At 55.7% G+C, this 17,726-nt stretch carries 19 protein-coding genes and 1 tRNA gene; 8 read left to right on the forward strand and 12 right to left on the reverse strand.

Features of this window, described 5'->3' with window-relative positions; genetic code table 11:
- Positions 1 to 197: 197 nt before the first annotated feature.
- The 4 genes from FHW17_RS05775 to FHW17_RS05790 are packed head-to-tail and all read right to left on the reverse strand — an operon-like array spanning position 198 to position 2,632.
- Positions 198 to 959 carry a rhomboid family intramembrane serine protease gene (locus FHW17_RS05775; RefSeq protein ID WP_112530421.1) on the reverse strand — a complete coding sequence of 254 codons (762 nt, stop codon included), beginning with the start codon at positions 957 to 959 and terminating at the stop codon, positions 198 to 200.
- Positions 960 to 976: 17 nt separating this feature from the next.
- Positions 977 to 1,558 carry a cob(I)yrinic acid a,c-diamide adenosyltransferase gene (locus FHW17_RS05780; protein WP_112530423.1) on the reverse strand — a complete coding sequence of 194 codons (582 nt, stop codon included), beginning with the start codon at positions 1,556 to 1,558 and terminating at the stop codon, positions 977 to 979.
- A 12-nt stretch (positions 1,559 to 1,570) separates the two neighbouring features.
- Positions 1,571 to 1,768: a twin transmembrane helix small protein gene (locus FHW17_RS05785; RefSeq protein WP_091880027.1), complete on the reverse strand. Its 198-nt coding sequence runs from the start codon at positions 1,766 to 1,768 to the stop codon at positions 1,571 to 1,573.
- Positions 1,769 to 1,798: 30 nt separating this feature from the next.
- On the reverse strand, positions 1,799 to 2,632 hold the full coding sequence (locus FHW17_RS05790) for an SDR family oxidoreductase (RefSeq protein ID WP_113097673.1): 834 nt from the start codon (positions 2,630 to 2,632) through the stop codon (positions 1,799 to 1,801).
- A 100-nt stretch (positions 2,633 to 2,732) separates the two neighbouring features.
- Between FHW17_RS05790 and FHW17_RS05795 the strand changes: the two genes are divergently transcribed.
- Complete coding sequence (locus tag FHW17_RS05795) at positions 2,733 to 3,587, forward strand: YihY/virulence factor BrkB family protein (RefSeq protein WP_112530427.1); 855 nt, start codon at positions 2,733 to 2,735, stop codon at positions 3,585 to 3,587.
- On the opposite strand, the gene FHW17_RS05800 is transcribed toward FHW17_RS05795, so the two are convergent.
- The gene (locus FHW17_RS05800; protein WP_182509377.1) at positions 3,554 to 4,438 is read right to left on the reverse strand and encodes a DMT family transporter; all 885 of its coding nucleotides are present in this window, start codon (positions 4,436 to 4,438) and stop codon (positions 3,554 to 3,556) included. The genes FHW17_RS05795 and FHW17_RS05800 overlap by 34 nt on opposite strands.
- Before the next feature lie 245 nt (positions 4,439 to 4,683).
- Positions 4,684 to 5,544: a tRNA glutamyl-Q(34) synthetase GluQRS gene (gluQRS, locus tag FHW17_RS05805; protein ID WP_182509378.1), complete on the reverse strand. Its 861-nt coding sequence runs from the start codon at positions 5,542 to 5,544 to the stop codon at positions 4,684 to 4,686.
- A 74-nt stretch (positions 5,545 to 5,618) separates the two neighbouring features.
- Here gluQRS and FHW17_RS05810 point away from each other — a divergent pair, with 74 nt between their 5' ends.
- Together FHW17_RS05810 and FHW17_RS05815 are read left to right on the forward strand one after the other, a co-directional pair.
- Positions 5,619 to 6,263, forward strand: a complete 645-nt coding sequence (locus tag FHW17_RS05810) for a DNA-3-methyladenine glycosylase (RefSeq protein WP_112530433.1) — start codon at positions 5,619 to 5,621, stop codon at positions 6,261 to 6,263.
- Positions 6,264 to 6,372: 109 nt separating this feature from the next.
- Positions 6,373 to 6,930, forward strand: coding sequence for an HNH endonuclease (locus FHW17_RS05815; protein ID WP_091880036.1), 558 nt, complete (start codon positions 6,373 to 6,375; stop codon positions 6,928 to 6,930).
- Between the two features lie 175 nt (positions 6,931 to 7,105).
- Here FHW17_RS05815 and FHW17_RS05820 read toward each other — a convergent pair whose 3' ends face one another.
- A complete protein-coding gene (locus tag FHW17_RS05820; RefSeq protein ID WP_113097669.1) occupies positions 7,106 to 7,612 on the reverse strand; it encodes a disulfide bond formation protein B in 507 nt (168 codons plus the stop codon).
- Between the two features lie 28 nt (positions 7,613 to 7,640).
- Complete coding sequence (locus FHW17_RS05825; protein WP_112530437.1) at positions 7,641 to 8,231, reverse strand: YqaA family protein; 591 nt, start codon at positions 8,229 to 8,231, stop codon at positions 7,641 to 7,643.
- 295 nt (positions 8,232 to 8,526) lie between these two features.
- Between FHW17_RS05825 and FHW17_RS05830 the strand changes: the two genes are divergently transcribed.
- A tRNA-Leu gene (locus FHW17_RS05830) sits at positions 8,527 to 8,611 on the forward strand.
- Between the two features lie 63 nt (positions 8,612 to 8,674).
- Here FHW17_RS05830 and FHW17_RS05835 read toward each other — a convergent pair.
- Positions 8,675 to 9,118: a hypothetical protein gene (locus tag FHW17_RS05835; protein ID WP_182509379.1), complete on the reverse strand. Its 444-nt coding sequence runs from the start codon at positions 9,116 to 9,118 to the stop codon at positions 8,675 to 8,677.
- On the opposite strand from FHW17_RS05835, the gene FHW17_RS05840 reads away from it, so the two are divergent.
- The 4 genes from FHW17_RS05840 (at position 9,112) to FHW17_RS05855 (ending at position 11,912) form a co-directional block, all read left to right on the forward strand.
- A complete protein-coding gene (locus FHW17_RS05840) occupies positions 9,112 to 9,801 on the forward strand; it encodes an alpha/beta hydrolase (protein WP_112530441.1) in 690 nt (229 codons plus the stop codon). The two genes, FHW17_RS05835 and FHW17_RS05840, sit on opposite strands and share 7 nt — an antisense overlap.
- A gap of 194 nt (positions 9,802 to 9,995) precedes the next feature.
- The gene (locus tag FHW17_RS05845; protein WP_112530443.1) at positions 9,996 to 11,249 is read left to right on the forward strand and encodes an adenylate/guanylate cyclase domain-containing protein; all 1,254 of its coding nucleotides are present in this window, start codon (positions 9,996 to 9,998) and stop codon (positions 11,247 to 11,249) included.
- A 32-nt stretch (positions 11,250 to 11,281) separates the two neighbouring features.
- Positions 11,282 to 11,518, forward strand: a complete 237-nt coding sequence (locus FHW17_RS05850) for a BrnA antitoxin family protein (RefSeq protein ID WP_091880044.1) — start codon at positions 11,282 to 11,284, stop codon at positions 11,516 to 11,518.
- 43 nt (positions 11,519 to 11,561) lie between these two features.
- Positions 11,562 to 11,912: a CAP-Gly domain protein gene (locus FHW17_RS05855; RefSeq protein ID WP_112530445.1), complete on the forward strand. Its 351-nt coding sequence runs from the start codon at positions 11,562 to 11,564 to the stop codon at positions 11,910 to 11,912.
- Positions 11,913 to 11,930: 18 nt separating this feature from the next.
- On the opposite strand, the gene FHW17_RS05860 is transcribed toward FHW17_RS05855, so the two are convergent.
- The 3 genes from FHW17_RS05860 to secA form a co-directional block, all read right to left on the reverse strand.
- Positions 11,931 to 13,214: a GNAT family N-acetyltransferase gene (locus FHW17_RS05860; RefSeq protein ID WP_112530447.1), complete on the reverse strand. Its 1,284-nt coding sequence runs from the start codon at positions 13,212 to 13,214 to the stop codon at positions 11,931 to 11,933.
- Entirely contained in the window at positions 13,214 to 14,635 is a 1,422-nt protein-coding gene (locus tag FHW17_RS05865) for a lipopolysaccharide biosynthesis protein (protein WP_112530449.1), read from the reverse strand. Before FHW17_RS05865 ends, FHW17_RS05860 begins: the two co-directional genes overlap by 1 nt.
- A gap of 140 nt (positions 14,636 to 14,775) precedes the next feature.
- A complete protein-coding gene (secA, locus tag FHW17_RS05870) occupies positions 14,776 to 17,493 on the reverse strand; it encodes a preprotein translocase subunit SecA (RefSeq protein ID WP_112530451.1) in 2,718 nt (905 codons plus the stop codon).
- Positions 17,494 to 17,726: the final 233 nt, after the last annotated feature.

Raw genomic sequence — 17,726 nt, forward strand, 5'->3', positions numbered from 1 at the left:
GGGGACTCCCTCTCATAAAAACTGCAAGCTGATTTAACTGCCGGGCAATGGCACCCGCTTGCCGGATGCCGACATTGAGGTGAAAAAAACGACACGCTGGCGTGTCAGGATCGTGCGGGACCGTAAATATGACTAACGTAAAGGTCAATCGCGGAGTTTGCGCTTATCCGACCTTAAACGATTGAAAGTTGCTCGCTCTAGCGACCCCAGCGGGTTGACGGCGGTTCAGGCGGCGTCGGCTCCGGTTGCTTGTCGACCACTACGGCGCGCGGTGAAATGATGGCGCGGTCGAAAAGCGGCACGCTTCGGCGTTTGAACGGGATCAACAGCAGGGCACCGGCAATAATGCCGCCAACATGGCCGGACCAGGATATGCGGTCCTCGCCATGGGTGATCACCATGACGAATTGAATGCCGACCCATAGCAGCAGGGGATAGAGCGCGGGGATGCGCAGGGGAATACGGCCAAAGGCCAGCACCCAGACCCGGACACGGGGATGCAGCAACAGATAGGCCATGATCACCCCGGCAATAGCGGCCGATGCGCCAATGAGCGGCCCTTCCGACATCGGATCAAGCGTGCCATGCAGGAAAGCACCGGCGGCGGCGCAAAGCAGATAGAAGATCAGGAATTTGATGTGCCCCATTGCGTCTTCGACATTGTCGCCAAACACCCACAGGAACAGCATGTTGCCGCCCAGATGCCAAATATTGGCATGCAGGAATGCATAGGTGACATAGGTAAAGGCGGGTGGCACGAAATCAAACTCGGGCGGAAGCACTGCCGTGTGGTGCGTCACAGCCGGAATGTAGCCAAAGCCGATAGCGGCAGCGTTGGAGGCGGTATCGGAGAGGCTCGTAAGGCAGAAAATTAGGACATTCAGGGCAATCAGCGTCAGGGTGACATATTGAAGCTTGATGTATTTGAGGCTGTTGGCGTCGTAGAGTGGTATGAACATCGGCGCCGTTCCCCCGTTCAGCGGTTCTTACCGGGCACCCATAACACGTCCCTTGCGCCATTGTCATTGACGGCACGCGCGGCGACGAAGAGAAAATCCGAAACACGGTTGATGTATTTGAGCGCCGCTGGCGTGACGATCTCATCGGGCTTTTGCGCCAGCTCGACCATGTGCCTCTCCGCGCGTCTTGCGACCGTGCGGGCAAGGTGCAGGGCGGCAGAAGCCGCCGATCCGCCGGGTAGAACAAACGAGCGCAGCGGCGCAAGCTTTTCATTCAACAGGTCAATATCCGCCTCGACCCGCGCCGTCTGGCTGTCGACAATACGCAAAGGCTCATATTCAAGCTTTTCGCCTGTTTCAGGGGTGGCAAGATCAGCGCCAAGATCAAAAAGATCATTCTGGATGCGTGCAAGCATGGCATCGATCTCGGGAAAATCCTTCTCCGTATGCAGCCGCGCCAGACCGACACAGGAATTGGCCTCATCAACAGTGCCATAGGCTTCGACACGAAGATCATGCTTCAGACGGCGCGCACCGCTGCCAAGGCCCGTCGTCCCGTCATCGCCGGTTTTCGTGTAGATCTTGTTGAGCTTGACCATGGCGTTTCCGGATCAGCTGGCAGCGCGGTGGAAATAGATCGCGCCGACGATCAGGATAATCGCCACCAGTTGCAGGAAAATGCGCAGCTGCATCATCTTGTTGGAGAAGTTGGCGTCGCCGCCTTTCATCATGTTACGCAGACCGATCAGCAGCACAATTGCGACAGCGGCGATGGCGATGAGCGCCAGAAACTTGAAGATGATATCCATTGTTCTTTCCTTTTCAGGCCGATTCCTTTTTCAAGACTGGCCGGCAAGCATGCGGTATAGCGCACGCGACGACAGAAATCTGCGGACAAAAACAGCAAATTTCGCAGGCCGTGTGACGAGATAATGGGGTTTCGGGCGCGGATTTTCCAATGCATGTTTCAGTACGGAATAGACGGCATCCGGGCCAAGTTTGGCGCGCGACTTCGTGCCACCCTGCGAAAGGCGGGCAATCTGCTTCTGATAATCCGCACGATGCACGGAACCCTCAACGTCGATATATTTTTCGATCTGCTTCAGCGCATTGTAGGTGAAACGCGACTCAATCGGGCCCGGCTCTATCAGGGATACGTGGATGCCAGAGCCTTCAAGCTCCATGCGCTGAACCAGCATCAGGCCTTCGAGCGCAAATTTGGACGAGACATAGGCACCGCGCCATTTCATCGGCACAAGCCCGAGAATGGATGAGCAATGGACGATCCGTCCATGACCCTGACGGCGCATGACCGGGACGATATGCCGGGTCAGTTCATGCCAGCCGAAGAAATTGGCGTCGAATTGTTCCCGCAAACCTTCTATCGGCAAATCCTCAACGGCACCGGGCAGTGCATAGGCACCATTATTGTAAAGCGCATCGAGCGTTCCGCCGGTCTTGGCGAGCACAGTTTCAACCAGCGCTTTGATGGAATCCGGTTCGCGATAATCAAGATAATGGGCGGAAAGACCATCGGCTTTCAGTGCTGCTATATCTTCATCGCGCCGCGCCGTTGCAAAAACCTGCCAGCCATCCGCCTGCAGCGCACGGGCACAATAGGCGCCGATGCCGCTGGAACAACCTGTGATCAAAACCGTTCTGGAACTGGTCATTCTTTTCCGATTGCTGCAAACCAAGCCACGAAATCAAAAAAAGACTTCACATATTCGCCTGTGCCTTGCAATGTCACGCCAAAGGGACGAACCATTTTCGATGCGTAGAGTATATGTTTTTCTCCGGCGGGTGGCCTTCGATACATTGAGGCATTTCAGCACGGATGACGGTTGGGCTCTGGCGAGCCACGTTGCGCTATCGGGTATTCTGGCCCTGTTTCCCTTTCTGATTTTCGCCACGTCACTTGCCAGCTTTCTCGGAGCGAGCGCCTTTACCGATACGGCTGTCCATGTGGTATTCGACACCTGGCCCGAGGTGATTGCCCAGCCCATTGCGCAGGAAGTGCGCAACGTTCTCAACGTGCAGCGCGGCGGGCTTTTGACGATCAGCGTGATCGCCGCCGCCTATTTTGCCTCCAACGGCATTGAAGCGCTGCGCATTGCGCTCAACCGCGCCTATCGTGTGGTTGATACGCGCTCGATTATCTATTGTCGGTTGCAGAGTCTTGGCTATGTGATCGTGGCAACCATCGGGATTATGGCCATCAGCTTTCTGCTGGTGCTTGCACCGCTTGTCTTGCGCATTGCGACGAAATGGGTGCCTGAGCTTGATCTTCTTTCCGGCACCATCGGTTTCTGGCGCTATTGCATCGCATCAGCAGTGTTGATTGTCGGGCTGCTCGTCGTGCATTTATGGCTCCCCGCCGGTCGGCGCAGACTTGTTGATATCCTGCCGGGAATCCTTCTGACGCTGCTCGCATGGACCATCGGCGCAACGATTTTTGCCAGCTATCTCGAAACCTTTGCGTCCTATGTGACCACCTATGCGGGTCTTGCCTCGATCATGGTTGCGATCGTCTTCCTCTATATTATCGCCGCGATTTTCATTATCGGGGCAGAGGTCAATGCGGCGATCATCCATTACCGCGAGGGCAGGGTCGCCAAACGTCTCTGACCGGTCGAAAGCGCCACACCCAGCGTTGCCACCACCATGCCGCATAGCTGAAACAGTGTCAGTGTCTCCCCGAAAAGCACATAGGCCATCAGGGCGGTCACGCCGGGCACGAGATAGAACAGTGATGCCACCTTGGAGACGGCACCCTGATTGATCAGGATCATCAGCAGAAGCACCGCGCCGATCGACAGGACGACAACCAGCCAGAACAGGGCAAAGCCCAGCGGCGCAGCCCAGATCACCACATGGGTTTCGAACAGCAGCGAGAAAATGCCTGTCAGAACAGCCGCGCCGAGATATTGCAGGGTGGTGCCTGCTTTCAGGTCAATTGTACCGACAAAACGTTTCTGCCAGACAGTTCCGGTGCTGATTGCCAGCACCGACAGGATGGAGGCGCTGACCGTTGCCGGGGTAATTCCATCGGCAGAGACGGACAGTTTCGGCCAGAGCACCATGGCAACGCCGATGAAACCGACGGCCAGCCCAGCCCAATGGCGCGGCAGGATTTTCTCGCGCAGAACTGCCCCGGCAATCAGTGCCGTGATCAGTGGTTGCAGTCCGACCACCAGAGCCGACATGCCCGCAGGCAGCCCCCGGTGAATAGCCCAGAACACAGCGCCGAGGTAGACGCCGTGGATCAGACAACCCGCAATAATCGCATGCATCGCTCCGCGCCCGCTTGGCCAATTATTACCCGCCAACACAACCCAGGTGCCAAGAATTGCGCCCGCGATGATAAACCGGATGGTGAGGAACAGGAACGGTTCCATATAGGGCATGGCATAACGGGCCCCGATGAAACCGGTGGCCCACAACAGCACAAACAGGGCGGGGAAATAGCGAACGGACATGATTGAAGACCGGGTGATGGGATAAGTGTGGTGCAGGTTTATACGAACAACCTTTCAACAACCAGCCATTCGTTGAGCAGCGGTGTGTGTGGTTCGTGGTTCGACAAGCTCACCATGAGGGAGAGGGGTGATGTAAGGGAGCCATATTCTGCAACCTTTTTGATCTGCAATGTTTATGATCTGAAATGTCGGCGATTATCGTTGCATCCCCACTCTTCCTCATGGTGAGCCTGTCGAACCACGCTCTACACCCCAACCAACGCTCGAATCTGCTCCGGCGTCACACCCTCCAAACGCAAAGACCTTAGCGATGTATCCCTGCGGCTTTTGGAGAGTTTCTGGCCATCACGATCAAGGATCAGATCGTGGTGGTGATAAGCAGGTGGCTCCAGCCCGAGAATATGCTGCAACAGCCGGTGGATGCTGGTGGCGTGGTAAAGATCCTTGCCGCGCACCACGTTCGTAATGCCCTGCAGGGCGTCGTCGATAGTCACGGAAAGGTGGTAACTCGTCGGCATGTCCTTGCGGGCGATGATAACGTCGCCCCAATCCTGCGGGCGCGCTTCGATATTGGAATCAACCGTGGTCTCGTGCCAGAACAGTGGTTCCCCCACATGTTCAAGCGCGCGGTTCATATGCAGGCGCCATGAAAAGGGATGCCCGTCATTCATGCGCTGCTGGCGTTCGCGCATGGAAAGTGCGCGGTCAGCGGCCGGATAAAGCGCCGCACCATCAGGATCATGCGGCCAGACGATGCCTTTTTCCGTTGCGCTTTGCATCTCGTGTTTGATGTCGCTGCGGCTCAAAAATGCCGGATAAACCAGTTCCATACGAATTAGCCGGTCAAGCGATTGCCGGTAGACTTCGAAATGCTCTGACTGGCGGCGCACCGGTGTTTCCCAGTCGAAGCCGAGCCAGTGCAGATCATCCTGCATCGCGGCTTCGAGTTCGGGTGTGCAGCGTTTGCGGTCAATATCTTCCATGCGCAGGAGAAGCCGTCCACCGGCTGCCCGCGCCATCTGCTGGTTCAGCAGGGCGGAATAGGCATGGCCAAGATGCAGATGGCCATTGGGACTGGGAGCAAAGCGAAATACCGGGACAGTCATGAACTCGGATTGTTGCGTGAAGACCTCATCGATTGATACGGTGTTTGTCTTGAGTTGAAAAGTGAGCGGTTGCGATGCGTAAGATAGATACTCTTGACGATGTTGCCGAAGGGCTTGCTGCCTTGCTCGTGGCGCACCCGGAGCTTGCCGCCATTGCCGAGCGTGCGGGGCCCTTGCCATTGCGCCGCCGGGAACCGGGCTTTGAAAGTCTTGCCTCGGTGATCGTCTCGCAGCAGGTCTCGAAGGCCAGTGCCGATTCGATCTGGAAGCGGCTTGTTCAATATGTCGATCCGCTGACGCCGGAAAACTATATCCGAGCTGGCGAGGAGGCTTGGCGTCTGGCCGGATTGTCACGTGCCAAGCAGGCAACGCTTGCGCGGATCAGCGAGGCGATCATTGCCGGGGAGCTTGATCTGTTCGACCTGTGCAACAGGCCCATCGAAGAAGCGATGACCGTCATGACCAATGTGAAGGGGATCGGGCCGTGGACGGCGGAAGTCTATCTGCTGTTCTCAGCCGGTCATGCGGATGTTTTCCCCTCGGGAGACGTCGCCCTGCAGCACGCCTACGCCCATGCCTATGCCGAATCAGTCAAGCCCGATGCCAAGGCTTTGCGACTTTTGGCGGAGCGTTGGACGCCCTGGAGGGGTGTCGCAGCCCGACTTTTCTGGGCTTATTACGCCGCAACCCGTGGCCGGGATGGCACACCGGTCGGATGAAGTTGAAATAACGGGGTTTTTTGCGTGCTGCGATGCAATGTCGCTTCACATTCCTGTCACCTCAAGCTTACAATAATGGGGCCTGATGGTTGGACTAGGAGGTGATTCCTTGACAATAGCCGTCTCGCCGGACGGGTTACCGGCCCTGGTACTCAATGCGGACTATCGTCCGCTCAGCTACTATCCCTTGTCGCTGTGGTCCTGGCAGGACGCGATCAAGGCGGTCTTTCTTGACCGTGTGAATATCGTTGCTGAATACGAGCATGAGGTTTCCTCGCCCTCGTTCGCAATGCGGGTACCGAGCGTCGTTTCCCTCAAAACCTACATAAAGCCGTCGCGCACGCCGGCCTTTACGCGATTCAATGTTTTCCTGCGCGACCGGTTTGAATGCCAGTATTGCGGGTCAGAGGAAGATCTGACCTTCGATCATGTCACGCCGCGTTGCGCCGGTGGTGCCACTGTCTGGGAAAATGTCGTCGCAGCCTGTTCCCCGTGCAATCTGCGCAAGGGCGGGTTGATGCCTGACCGGGCCAAGATGTGGCCACGGCAAAAGCCCTATGCGCCGACGGTGCATGATCTGCACAATAATGGCCGGTTGTTCCCGCCGAACCATTTGCACGAAAGCTGGATGGATTATCTCTATTGGGATGTCGAACTGGAGCCGTAAGAGCCTGTTCGCAAATTCTACCCTGCCGGTCATCTTGCGCAGTTTTCTCCGCTTCCGGTGCTCACGTACCTATGTACGCTGTGCTCCGCTTCTCGAAAACCACGCCATATGTCCCGGCAGGGCGAATTATCAAACAGTCTCTTGGGGGCTTACCCACGTCTTTGCAAAGGCGGCCTCAGGCCGCCTTTTTTGCGCCGCGAAAAGCGATGACGGCGAGGATCAGGCTGGCAATCGCGTTCCATCCGGCAAAGGACAGGCCAAGTACCCGCAGGGCAGCCGTGTCACATGCGGGCGGATGGATCGCATTCATGTCATTGAGCAGATTGCCCGCATTGGTGGTGATCGACATGCTGACCGCCGTACAATCGGTTGGTCCCGCCCAGAATTTCCACTCGACGCCCGAATGGAACACGGCGAGGCCAAGGCCGATCAGCATCAAAATGCCGCCAAGCGCCAGAAGCGTGCGGGTGAGGGCAGCGGGCCAGTGGAATGCCGATGCGAGAACAGCAAGCGCCATCAACGGGATACCGGCATAATAGGGAAAGCGCTGCTCAAGGCAGAGTTTGCAGGGCAGGTAGCCGCCAATATACTGGAAGCCCAGCGCCGAGCCGACAGTGACAATCATGGCCAGGAGCAGGAAAACCGCCGTTTTCAGGTGCGGTGAAGTGCGGGTCGTCGTCATGATGGTTCCCGTGTTCTGGTTGGGTCGTTCAGGAGGCGTAATAGTGCAGTATGGCATAAAGGAGGATCAGCACACCGGCGGCGGCGGCAGCAATCAGGCCCAGACGCTTTTCGATAAAATGGCGGATCGGTTCGCCGTAACGGCGCAGGAGCCAGGCGAGGAAGAAGAACCGCGCACCGCGCGTTACCACGGCAGAAACGATGAACAGCCAGATATTGATGTTTGCGGCGCCGGAGAGGATCGTGACGATCTTCATGGGCGGCAGGTGGGCAAGGCCCGAGGTGATCAGCAATAGCAGGATCGCATCAGCGCTGGTTGAACCGCGCATTTGCTCGAAAGCATCCAGCTTGCCGTAGAATTCGAGAACCGGCTTTGCCAGCGCCTCATAGGCATAGTGGCCGAGAAACCATCCGGCGATACCGCCGAGCACCGAGAAAATTGTCGCAACGAGTGCATAGCGATAGGCGCGTTCAGGCCGGGCCAGCGCCATTGGCAGATAGAGCACATCGGCGGGAACGACAAAGACGGAACTTTCGACAAAGGCAATGAAAGCAAGCCAGACTTCGGCTGATTTGCGCGCGGCAAGTGACATTGTCCAATCGTAAAGTCTGCGCAGCATAGGGTGTTTCCTGTTGGTCTTTGTTCAGTAAGGCTCGCGATCCTTAACCCATGCCGGGGCAAAACGGAATCGCTTGCGTAGAATTTGTCAGTTATCGGTGGATCACAGGCGGGATAATTGGACCTTTCCGGTTGCAAAGCCGCTCTACCGGCCCTCTTTCGCCTTCGCAACACACAGTGATGTTATCCGGAATGTTAATCCCGGCAGAAAACGTCTGAATGGTGTTGACCGAAGTGGGGTCTGCCTGTATTTGGCTTTTACGGCTGTGGTTTGCCCATGGCTGGCGCACATTGCGGCCCCCTTGGCGGAATTGGTAGACGCGCCTGACTCAAAATCAGGTTCCGAGAGGAGTGCTGGTTCGATTCCGGCAGGGGGCACCATCACAAAAATCAATGCTAAAAAACTGCACCTATGACGCTGTCTGGCTGGTCATATGGGTGTGTTTACAGGGCAAAATGCTTTGCTAAGCCAGCAACTGCCAGGACCGCTATGACGAATCCAAGAAGCTGGAGTGTTGTAGGGAGGCCATCTACCTTTCCCTTCAACTCCTTTACGTCTGCTGAGGACGCAACGGATTCGAGGTTCTCCTCGATGCGAGCGAGAAATACCTTGATATCTATGAGATTTGACTCGAGTTTGGATATACGAGTTTCCATGCCATCAAATGTGCCACCTCCATCGCCTGACTTTAATGGGCCATCCGCAGAGCGGACAAATTGAATTTGTTTGCCATTGCCGTCTGCCAAATAAATACAAAGTGAAGCGTCACAGAATTGTTGTGCCGATAGGAATATGGTTCTCTCTGCGGGCCGCAAACTGAGATTGTATTCCAGATTTGCGCGCAATTTTTGATTGCTTTTCAGCCAAGGGAGAAAACCAGATGTCACAGACTCCGACGATTATTCTCGTGCATGGATTTTGGGGTGGGGCGGCTCACTGGAGCAAAGTTATCGTTGAATTGAAACGGCTCGGCCATACGTCGCTCAAAGCGGTGGAACTGCCTTTGACGTCGCTTGCGGATGATGCTGAGCGCACGCGCAAAATGATTGCACAGGAGAGCGGTCCTGTTCTGCTGGTTGGCCATTCCTATGGCGGTGCAGTCATTACCGAGGCGGGTAATCATCCGAATGTGGCTGGTCTGGTTTATATTGCAGCCTTTGCACCGGATGCTGGCGAAAGCCCCGGCGGTATCACGCAAAAGAACCCACCGGCTGGTGCTGCCAATCTTGCGCCAGACAGCGATGGCTATCTCTGGGTGAAACAGGACAAGTTCCACGAAAGTTTCTGTCAGGATCTGACTGCCGATGAAGGGCTTGTAATGGGTGTGACGCAGAAGGCGCCGCTTGCCAGCACTTTTGGTAATGAGATCAGCAATCCGGCGTGGAAGTCCAAAAACAGTTGGTATCAGATTTCCAGTGACGACCACATGATCCATCCGGCCAATCAGGAATTCATGTCTGGCCGCCTCGGCGCCAAGAAGATTATCACGCTGAAAGCCAGCCATGCTTCGCTGGCTTCAAAGCCGGTTGAAGTTGCAGCATTCATCGATGAGGCTGCAAAATATCAGTGATAGGTTCCTGATGTTTTCAGGCCCTCGCGTTCTTAAGGGTGCGGGGGCATTTTACGTTCTATGCATGCCGTCTTTGACCCCTTATAATTGGAGGGGTGATAAACCACATATGCTTTGACGTTTCGATCTGGCAGCCTTGCCATGGTATCTTCATTCCAGATCGTGTGCAGACGTGATCAGGACGGGGTGATGCAATGCAATCTTTGTTGGAAGTGAACAAGAGTTCGCCTCGCGCGAGCGACGGTGTCTGGCCTATGCAAAGGAGCGCGCTGCTTGACTGGCTGATGATTGAAACGCGTGAGCAACGGTTCATCGACAATATTCTCGTGGAGATGTGCGAAAAGCTTGAAGCTGCGGGGATACCTGTTGCCCGCGCATCGCTGCATTTCCGCATTCAGCATCCGCAATGGCGCGGTGCGCGGCTTCTGTGGCGCAAAGGTCTTACGGAGACGGAAATCCGCACATTCGAATATGGTTCCGAACAGACCGCCGAATATCTCAACAGCCCCATCAACGATATTGTTAGCGGGGCAAATGAGGTTCGCCAACGGCTTGAAGTGATTGACGCCAATGCGCCCAAATACCAGCTTTATGACCAGTTGCGCGCGGAAGGATTGACAGATTATGTCGCCTGGCCGCTCGATCACACTCTGGGCAAGCGGCATGTGGTAACTTTTTCCACCGACCGGCGCGGCGGCTTTGACGACGGGCATATCGCTGCCTTGTCTGACCTGATGCCAGCCCTTGCGCTGGTCAGCGAGATCAGGCTGAAGAACCGTTTTGCCCGCACGCTTCTTGAAACCTATGTCGGTCCGCATGCCAGCGAGCAGATTCTCGCCGGTGCCACGACCCGTGGTAGCGGCGTCACTGTCGGTGCGGCAATCCTGATCTGCGATCTACGCGATTTCACGGGTATCTCGGATGCATGGCCGCGCGATAATGTCATTGAGCTGCTGAACGATTATTTCGATGCGATGTCGGAACCAATCGAGAAATATGGCGGCGAAATTCTCAAATTCATGGGTGATGGTCTTCTTGCCATTTTCCCGTTGAGCAATCCGACCGCCTGCTCCGATCTGCTGCATGCTATCAGCGAAGCGCAGCTTGCGATGACGGCGCTCAACGCAGAACATGAGCGGGAAGGGCGCAAACCGCTTGGCTATGGCATTGGCGTTCACGTCGGGGATGTCATGTATGGCAATATAGGCTCGCGCAAGCGTCTCGACTTTACGGTTATCGGTCCGGCTGTGAATATTGCCTCGCGTCTGGAAACGCTGACCAAACAGGTTCATCGTCCTGTTCTGCTGTCAAAGGCCTTTGTCGATCTTGCCGGGGTTGAGTGCGAACTGGAAAATCTTGGGTCTCATTTGCTCCGGGGCCTTGATGAACCCATTGATGTCTTTGCGTTCTCTGGCGATTGTCTTAACGTGGGTCAGATTCCGGCCTGACGCACTGGCTTGAAGTAACGAGGAGCATATGCATGGCACATTCACCGCGCCGACCTGTTAATCCGATGGATGCCGCCGAAGCGCTGTTCAAGCCGGTTGCCAAAAAGCTTGTTGTGCCGGTGCGTGAAGCGCCTGTTGTGCCCCATGCGAAAGAGCTTGTCTCACTCCGGATTGATCGCGCGGTTCTGGAGCATTTTCAAGAGGGTGGTCCCGGCTGGCAAGACCGTATCAATGACGTCTTGCGGCAGGCCGTTTTGGGGAAAGCCTGAGCCCAGGCGTGACACGTTTGCCTGATATGCCGGAGTATGACGGATGAATGATTTTCACATCGGCCAGAAGGTCGTTTGCATTGATGATAAGTTCAAGAATGTCAGCATCGATCAGTTGATCCGCAAGGGTCAGATTTATACTGTTCGCTGGGTTGGCATGTATAAACACTATGTCGATGGCGAGTTTGTTGGCATCAAGGTGGAGGAAATCCATCGCGGCAATGATGATGGCCCTGAAGGCTATGGCGCTGCTGATATGCCCTACCGGGCAACGCGGTTCCGCCCGCTTGTCAAAGACAAGATTGGTTCCTTGCGCAAGCTGCTGGCGCCCAAACCCGATGCCCCTGTTGAGCCTGAGAAAACGGGTCTGGTGAAAAAGAAAGAGAAAGTGTGAGCCCTCTACGGGTTCACATCATGTCCGGCCAGTGAATGCACGCAAGCGTTCGCGGATGATGCGGGCAAAGTTCTGGGTACGGCGGTAGAGATGGATTTGTGCCGCAGCCCGGCGGGTTGCCCGATCGGAAGCCGGGGTCAGACCGATAACCAGTGTGCCCACGGATTCGCGCTCCTGAAACAGGCGGGACGCGACCGGATGATCAGGAACGGCACAGGAATCCGTGCGCAGGATATTCGGATCATCAAGATGGTTCTTGAGCATCTCGATCATCAGAAGCACACCGGGTGAATAGGCCGCGAGACTTTCGTCATAGGCCGTCTTCCACGTCCAAGCCTGACCGGCTTCGACAAAGACCACGAGAACGGCAATCGTCTTGCCGTCGAGTTCAAGCGTGTGAATGCGGGCAAGATCGCGGCCAGCGAGATTGTTGACGGCTTCGCGGGCAAAGGCGGCGCGGAAACGATCAACCGCCATGGCTGAACCGCGATGACCCTTCCATCCACTGGCCTCAACCGCCAGAAAATCCTCAAGACGAGCCCGGATATCTTCCTCGGTGCGGCTGACCGTATAGGTCAGCTTGCCCTTTTCCGACAGGCGCCGCCATAAACGGCGATATTCCTTGGCGTGGCGTGTGCCAAGTGCCTCGCGCAGATATTCTTCACCCTCTTTGGTGCTTTCAAGAAACGGCCGTTCGACCGTGCCAATTGTGGTGACGGGCAGGTTTCGGTCGAGGGCGACAGCGCGGAAAAGCTGGGCGACCGGACGGTTCAGCAACAGGTCGGGCAGAACCAGCACTTCCGGGAATTTCAGGTGCTTGCGCGCCAGCATGTCGAACAGATCGTTAAGAACGCCGACCGGATCATCGCGGTCAATCAGCGGGGTGCCTTGCGGGCCGAAAGGTGTCGCCCAGGCGCGCAGGATCGACGAGGAAAAAGTGAAGCCGGGACGCTCAATCGTATAGGGCATCAGAAACCGCAGGCGGCTCTTCACCTCATTTTCATCGCGCACCACCATGAACCGCACCTGCCGATCATCAAGCCGGGGCATTGCGGGCGCAAGAAAGCGCGGATTGAAGAAGACGTTTGGTTCGATGGTCCGGTAGCTCAGATATTCAAGTTCTTCGGTAAGGTCGAACCCGGCGGAAGCGGAATAGACGGAGAGTTTGCGGGGGATGCCGCGCGTGCCCAGCGTCTCCTCGATCTGCTTGGCCGCATCACGCGACTCAAAGCCGGCCAGCTGCGAAATGATCTGCGAGGAAGGGCCACCGGCCAGTTCTTCGAGAAGCGGTATTGCAGCCATCAGATTTCTTCCTTGGCGGATTTTGTGCCCGGTCCACCGGCGAAAACAAACATTGTTATGTTGAGACGGTTGTAAACGGTCAACGCCAGAACAAGCGCTTCAAACACCATCGAGGCTGCCGTCGCACATGCGGCGCCTGCAAGGCCGTATAGTGGTATCATAACAATGCTGAGACAAATATTAACGGCCAAAGTAACCGCATAGACAATCGCGCAAATCTTCTGTTTGCCCGCCATGTTGAGCAGGCTTTCCGCCGGGCCGACCGAGGCGCGAGCCACCACGCCGATCACCATGATGAACAAAAGCGGATAGCCTTCGGTGAACTGTGCGCCGAAAAGCCATAGCAGCGGCTTGCCCAGAACGAGCAGCACGATGGCCATTGCCAATGAGGGCCAGAATGTCCAGCGCGCCGTATCGCGGGCAAATCCCTCAAGCTGGGCGTGGTCGTAATTCTGCATCAGCTCGGCATAGCGCTGGGCAGCGCCCGCCTTCACCGAGAAATAGACGAAATGCACCAGAGCGAGAAGTTTGACAGTGGCGTAATAGGTGGCGACCTTATCAGGCTCCATATAGCGCCCGACCATCAACACGTCGGCATTGGTCAAAAGGAAGAAAAAGCCTTCCACCAGAAAAATCGGCAGGGATACCGCGAACCAATCCTTGAAATAAATGGCTCTGGGGCCCGGTGGCACCACGGCCTTGAAGCGATCACAAACGACATAGAGCTGGAACAGCGATGTGAGATAGGTCGCGATAATGGCCGAGCCGATGGCGGTCATGGCCGTGGGGGCGAACCCGCCGAAATGGGAAAGGCTCATGACGGCGAGCGTCAGGATCGGGCGGATGATATAGGTCGGGGTAAGGGCGACCAGCACCCAGGAGCGCGAGCGCGCCGTGCCGTCAAGCGTATCACCCAGCGCGATCATGGGAAGGCAGATCAATCCGACAAGGAATGGGGCGATGTAGTAAACCTCGATCTTGTCGCGCAATGCATAGATGACGGCGGCGCCAACCAATGCGATGCATGTCGTTATGCTGACCGCAAAAGCCTTGCTGGTGAAAAGGATGCCGCGCAGATGGTCAAACTGCTTGCGCTCAAGATATTCAGGGACAAAACGGATAACTGTGGTCTGAAAGCCAAGGCAGGACAGATTGCCGAGGATGACGACCGTTACCCATACGAGGACAAAAATGCCGTATTCGAATGGGCCCATCCAGCGGGCAAAGATGACCTGAGAAACGAGGGCTATGCCGGCGCTGACAACGCGGACAAGGAACGCAATCAGGGAAACACGCTGGGCGACGGCGTGTTCGTTCGACCCGTCAAGCAACTGATCCAGTCGTGACAACCAGGGACCAAGACGCTGTGACAGTTTTTCTGGCAAAAATCGGTCTGCAGCTTTTACCGCAGAAAATCGCACTCGCAGCCCCCACTCATTCACAACCTACTGATGTATATTCCGTAAAGAACGGCTCGGCCATATCGAGAGTTGCATAGTCTATCGAAAAAGCAAAAGGCCGCGTCTGATAACGCGGCCTTTTGATTTTTTTGGTTTTGGAATCAGGCAAACGAGCCGTGACAATGCTTGTATTTTTTGCCCGATCCGCAGGGGCAGGTCTCGTTGCGGCCAATCTTGCCCCAGGTGCTGGGATTGTTCGGATCACGCTCGGACGGGTCTACAACGCGTTGATCTTCCAGCACGGCTGCGTCACCAAAGTCATCCTGACCGGTCAGGCCATCAAAGTGATGACCTTCCATCTGTGGCAATTCTGGTGCCGGTGCTTCAGCCGCTTCGCGAACGATTTCGACACGCATCAACTGCGTGGTCACGTTCTGGCGAAGATTGGTCAGCATGGCCTGGAATAGCTCAAAGCCTTCGGTCTTGTATTCGTTGAGTGGATCGCGCTGCGCATAACCACGGAAACCGACGACCGAACGCAGATGGTCGAGATTGACCAGATGCTCACGCCACAGGGCATCAAGCGTCTGAAGAATGACCGATTTCTCGACATAGGCCATGATTTCAGGGCCGAAACGCTCGGCACGATCAGCAGCAGCCTTTTCAACCGCTTCGAACAGGCGTTCGCGGATATCATCAGGCGCGATATTGTCTTCATTGGCCCACTCAATGATCGGCAGATCGAGATTGAGAATGTTGCGAACATCCTCGTTCAGCTGCTGCACGGTCCACTGTTCGGCGTAAGCGCCTTCAGGGGTATGACGGGCGATCAGATCATCCACGACGTCTTCGCGCATTTCGGCGGTGGTCTGGCTCAGATCCGTGCCATCCATCAGTTCAATGCGCTGTTCAAAGATCACCTTACGCTGATCATTCATCACGTCATCATATTTCAGGAGGTTCTTGCGGATGTCGAAGTTGCGCGCTTCGACCTTCTTCTGTGCCTTTTCCAGCGCCTTGTTGATCCAGGGATGGACAATGGCCTCGTCTTCTTTCAGGCCAAGCTTCTGCAACATGCCGTCCATGCGCTCGGAACCGAAAATACGCATGAGATCGTCCTGCAGCGACAGGAAGAATTTCGAGCGGCCCGGATCACCCTGACGACCGGAACGGCCGCGCAACTGGTTATCAATGCGGCGGCTTTCATGGCGTTCGGTTGCCAGAACGTAGAGGCCGCCCGCTGCAAGTGCCTTTTCCTTCAGCTGGGCAATATCGTCGCGAATGGCAGCTTCCTTGGACTTGCGCTCTTCGCCCTCGGGCATATCGGCAAGCTCGTGCTTCACACGCATTTCGAGATTGCCGCCAAGCTGAATGTCCGTACCGCGACCGGCCATGTTGGTTGCAATGGTGATTGCACCGGGAACACCGGCCTGTGCCACGATATAGGCTTCCTGCTCGTGGTAACGGGCGTTAAGAACCTGAAAGTCCTTGAAGCCTTCCTTGCGCAGACGTTCAGCCAGCTGTTCCGATTTTTCAATCGATGTCGTGCCGACCAGAACCGGCTGGCCCTTGGCGCGTGCCTCGTGAATATCGCGAACGATGGCCTTGTATTTTTCCTCGACGGTCCGGTAAACCTCATCATCCTCGTCAATGCGCTTGACAGGGTTGTTGGTCGGAATTTCCGTGACCTCAAGACCGTAAATATTGCCGAATTCTTCGGCTTCGGTCGATGCCGTGCCGGTCATACCGGCCAGCTTCTTGTACATGCGGAAATAGTTCTGGAAGGTGATCGAAGCCAGCGTCTGGTTTTCAGGCTGGATTGTCACATGTTCCTTGGCTTCCAGTGCCTGATGCAGCCCCTCGGAGAAGCGGCGACCCGGCATCATGCGTCCGGTGAACTCGTCGATAATGACGATCTCGTCATTGCGGACGATGTAGTCCTTGTCGCGCTGGAAGAGCTTGTGAGCACGCAGGGCATTGTTGACGTGGTGAACGACAGCAACGTTTTCGATGTCGTAAAGACCTTCGCCCTTGAGATGGCCGGCAGCTTTCAGCAGGTTTTCGAGCTTCTCGGTGCCTTCTTCGGTGAAGATTGCGGTTTTCTGCTTTTCATCGATTTCATAATCAACCGGTTCAAGCGGCAGGATGAACGTGTCGATGAGGTTGTAGAAATCGGACCGGTCATCGAGCGGGCCGGAAATAATCAGCGGCGTGCGCGCTTCATCGACAAGGATCGAATCCACTTCGTCGACAATCGCGTAATTGTGCCCGCGCTGCACCATCTGGGCGCGCTCATATTTCATATTGTCGCGCAGATAGTCGAAGCCAAGCTCGTTGTTGGTGGCGTAGGTAATATCGGCGGCATAGGCGGCGGCGCGTTCTTCGTCGTCAAGACCATGAACGATAATGCCGTAGCTGAGGCCGAGGAAATTGTAGACCTGGCCCATCCACTGGGCGTCACGGCTGGCAAGGTAGTCGTTTACGGTAACGACGTGAACGCCCTTGCCCTCAAGCGCATTGAGATAGACAGGCAATGTTGCAACCAGCGTCTTGCCTTCACCGGTGCGCATTTCAGAGATGCCGCCACCGTTCAGAACCATGCCGCCAATCAGCTGAACATCAAAGGGACGCATGCCGAGAACACGCTTGGACGCTTCGCGTACAACGGCAAAAGCCGGTACCAGCAGGTCATCAAGCTTGGTTCCACTGGCAAGGCTTGCGCGGAATTCCGCGGTCTTTGCCTTCAATTGTTCGTCAGTAAGAGACGAAATTTCAGCCTCAAGTGCATTGATTTCATCAACGCGCGGCTTGAAGCCTTTGACACGACGCTCATTGGAAGAGCCGAAAATCTTGCGGGCAAGGCCGCCGAAACTGACCATCCCTGGTCCTCTCTTGTTCGTTTCGCCAGGAGAACCTGGCATTTTAATGATCCGATACTTAACACTGGGAAGCCTGATACAATATGGGTATTAAGCCAAATGTATAAGCCTATCTCTTGCCAAGCTATCTGGACGCAAAGCCGATGGACAGATAAGAGGGGGCTCGAATGATGTCAATGTTGAAGCAGCAAACCGTTGATCGCTTCGTTTAGGCAAAATTCTGCCGTAATCAT

The organism is Phyllobacterium sp. P30BS-XVII (assembly GCF_014138335.1).
Lineage (GTDB): Bacteria > Pseudomonadota > Alphaproteobacteria > Rhizobiales > Rhizobiaceae > Phyllobacterium > Phyllobacterium meliloti.

What these genes read in the sequence shown, in the direction of transcription:
- FHW17_RS05820 (WP_113097669.1), bottom strand. Translation starts at nt 7,612, where the DNA reads ATGACGACGACCCGCACTTCACCGCACCTGAAAACGGCGGTTTTCCTG.
- FHW17_RS05825 (WP_112530437.1), bottom strand. Translation starts at nt 8,231, where the DNA reads ATGCTGCGCAGACTTTACGATTGGACAATGTCACTTGCCGCGCGCAAA.
- FHW17_RS05860 (WP_112530447.1), bottom strand. Translation starts at nt 13,214, where the DNA reads ATGGCTGCAATACCGCTTCTCGAAGAACTGGCCGGTGGCCCTTCCTCG.
- gluQRS (WP_182509378.1), bottom strand. Translation starts at nt 5,544, where the DNA reads ATGACTGTCCCGGTATTTCGCTTTGCTCCCAGTCCCAATGGCCATCTG.
- FHW17_RS05785 (WP_091880027.1), bottom strand. Translation starts at nt 1,768, where the DNA reads ATGGATATCATCTTCAAGTTTCTGGCGCTCATCGCCATCGCCGCTGTC.
- FHW17_RS05855 (WP_112530445.1), top strand. Translation starts at nt 11,562, where the DNA reads ATGAATGATTTTCACATCGGCCAGAAGGTCGTTTGCATTGATGATAAG.
- FHW17_RS05795 (WP_112530427.1), top strand. Translation starts at nt 2,733, where the DNA reads ATGCGTAGAGTATATGTTTTTCTCCGGCGGGTGGCCTTCGATACATTG.
- FHW17_RS05780 (WP_112530423.1), bottom strand. Translation starts at nt 1,558, where the DNA reads ATGGTCAAGCTCAACAAGATCTACACGAAAACCGGCGATGACGGGACG.
- FHW17_RS05850 (WP_091880044.1), top strand. Translation starts at nt 11,282, where the DNA reads ATGGCACATTCACCGCGCCGACCTGTTAATCCGATGGATGCCGCCGAA.
- secA (WP_112530451.1), bottom strand. Translation starts at nt 17,493, where the DNA reads ATGGTCAGTTTCGGCGGCCTTGCCCGCAAGATTTTCGGCTCTTCCAAT.
- FHW17_RS05800 (WP_182509377.1), bottom strand. Translation starts at nt 4,438, where the DNA reads ATGTCCGTTCGCTATTTCCCCGCCCTGTTTGTGCTGTTGTGGGCCACC.
- FHW17_RS05775 (WP_112530421.1), bottom strand. Translation starts at nt 959, where the DNA reads ATGTTCATACCACTCTACGACGCCAACAGCCTCAAATACATCAAGCTT.
- FHW17_RS05790 (WP_113097673.1), bottom strand. Translation starts at nt 2,632, where the DNA reads ATGACCAGTTCCAGAACGGTTTTGATCACAGGTTGTTCCAGCGGCATC.
- FHW17_RS05810 (WP_112530433.1), top strand. Translation starts at nt 5,619, where the DNA reads ATGCGTAAGATAGATACTCTTGACGATGTTGCCGAAGGGCTTGCTGCC.
- FHW17_RS05845 (WP_112530443.1), top strand. Translation starts at nt 9,996, where the DNA reads ATGCAATCTTTGTTGGAAGTGAACAAGAGTTCGCCTCGCGCGAGCGAC.
- FHW17_RS05840 (WP_112530441.1), top strand. Translation starts at nt 9,112, where the DNA reads ATGTCACAGACTCCGACGATTATTCTCGTGCATGGATTTTGGGGTGGG.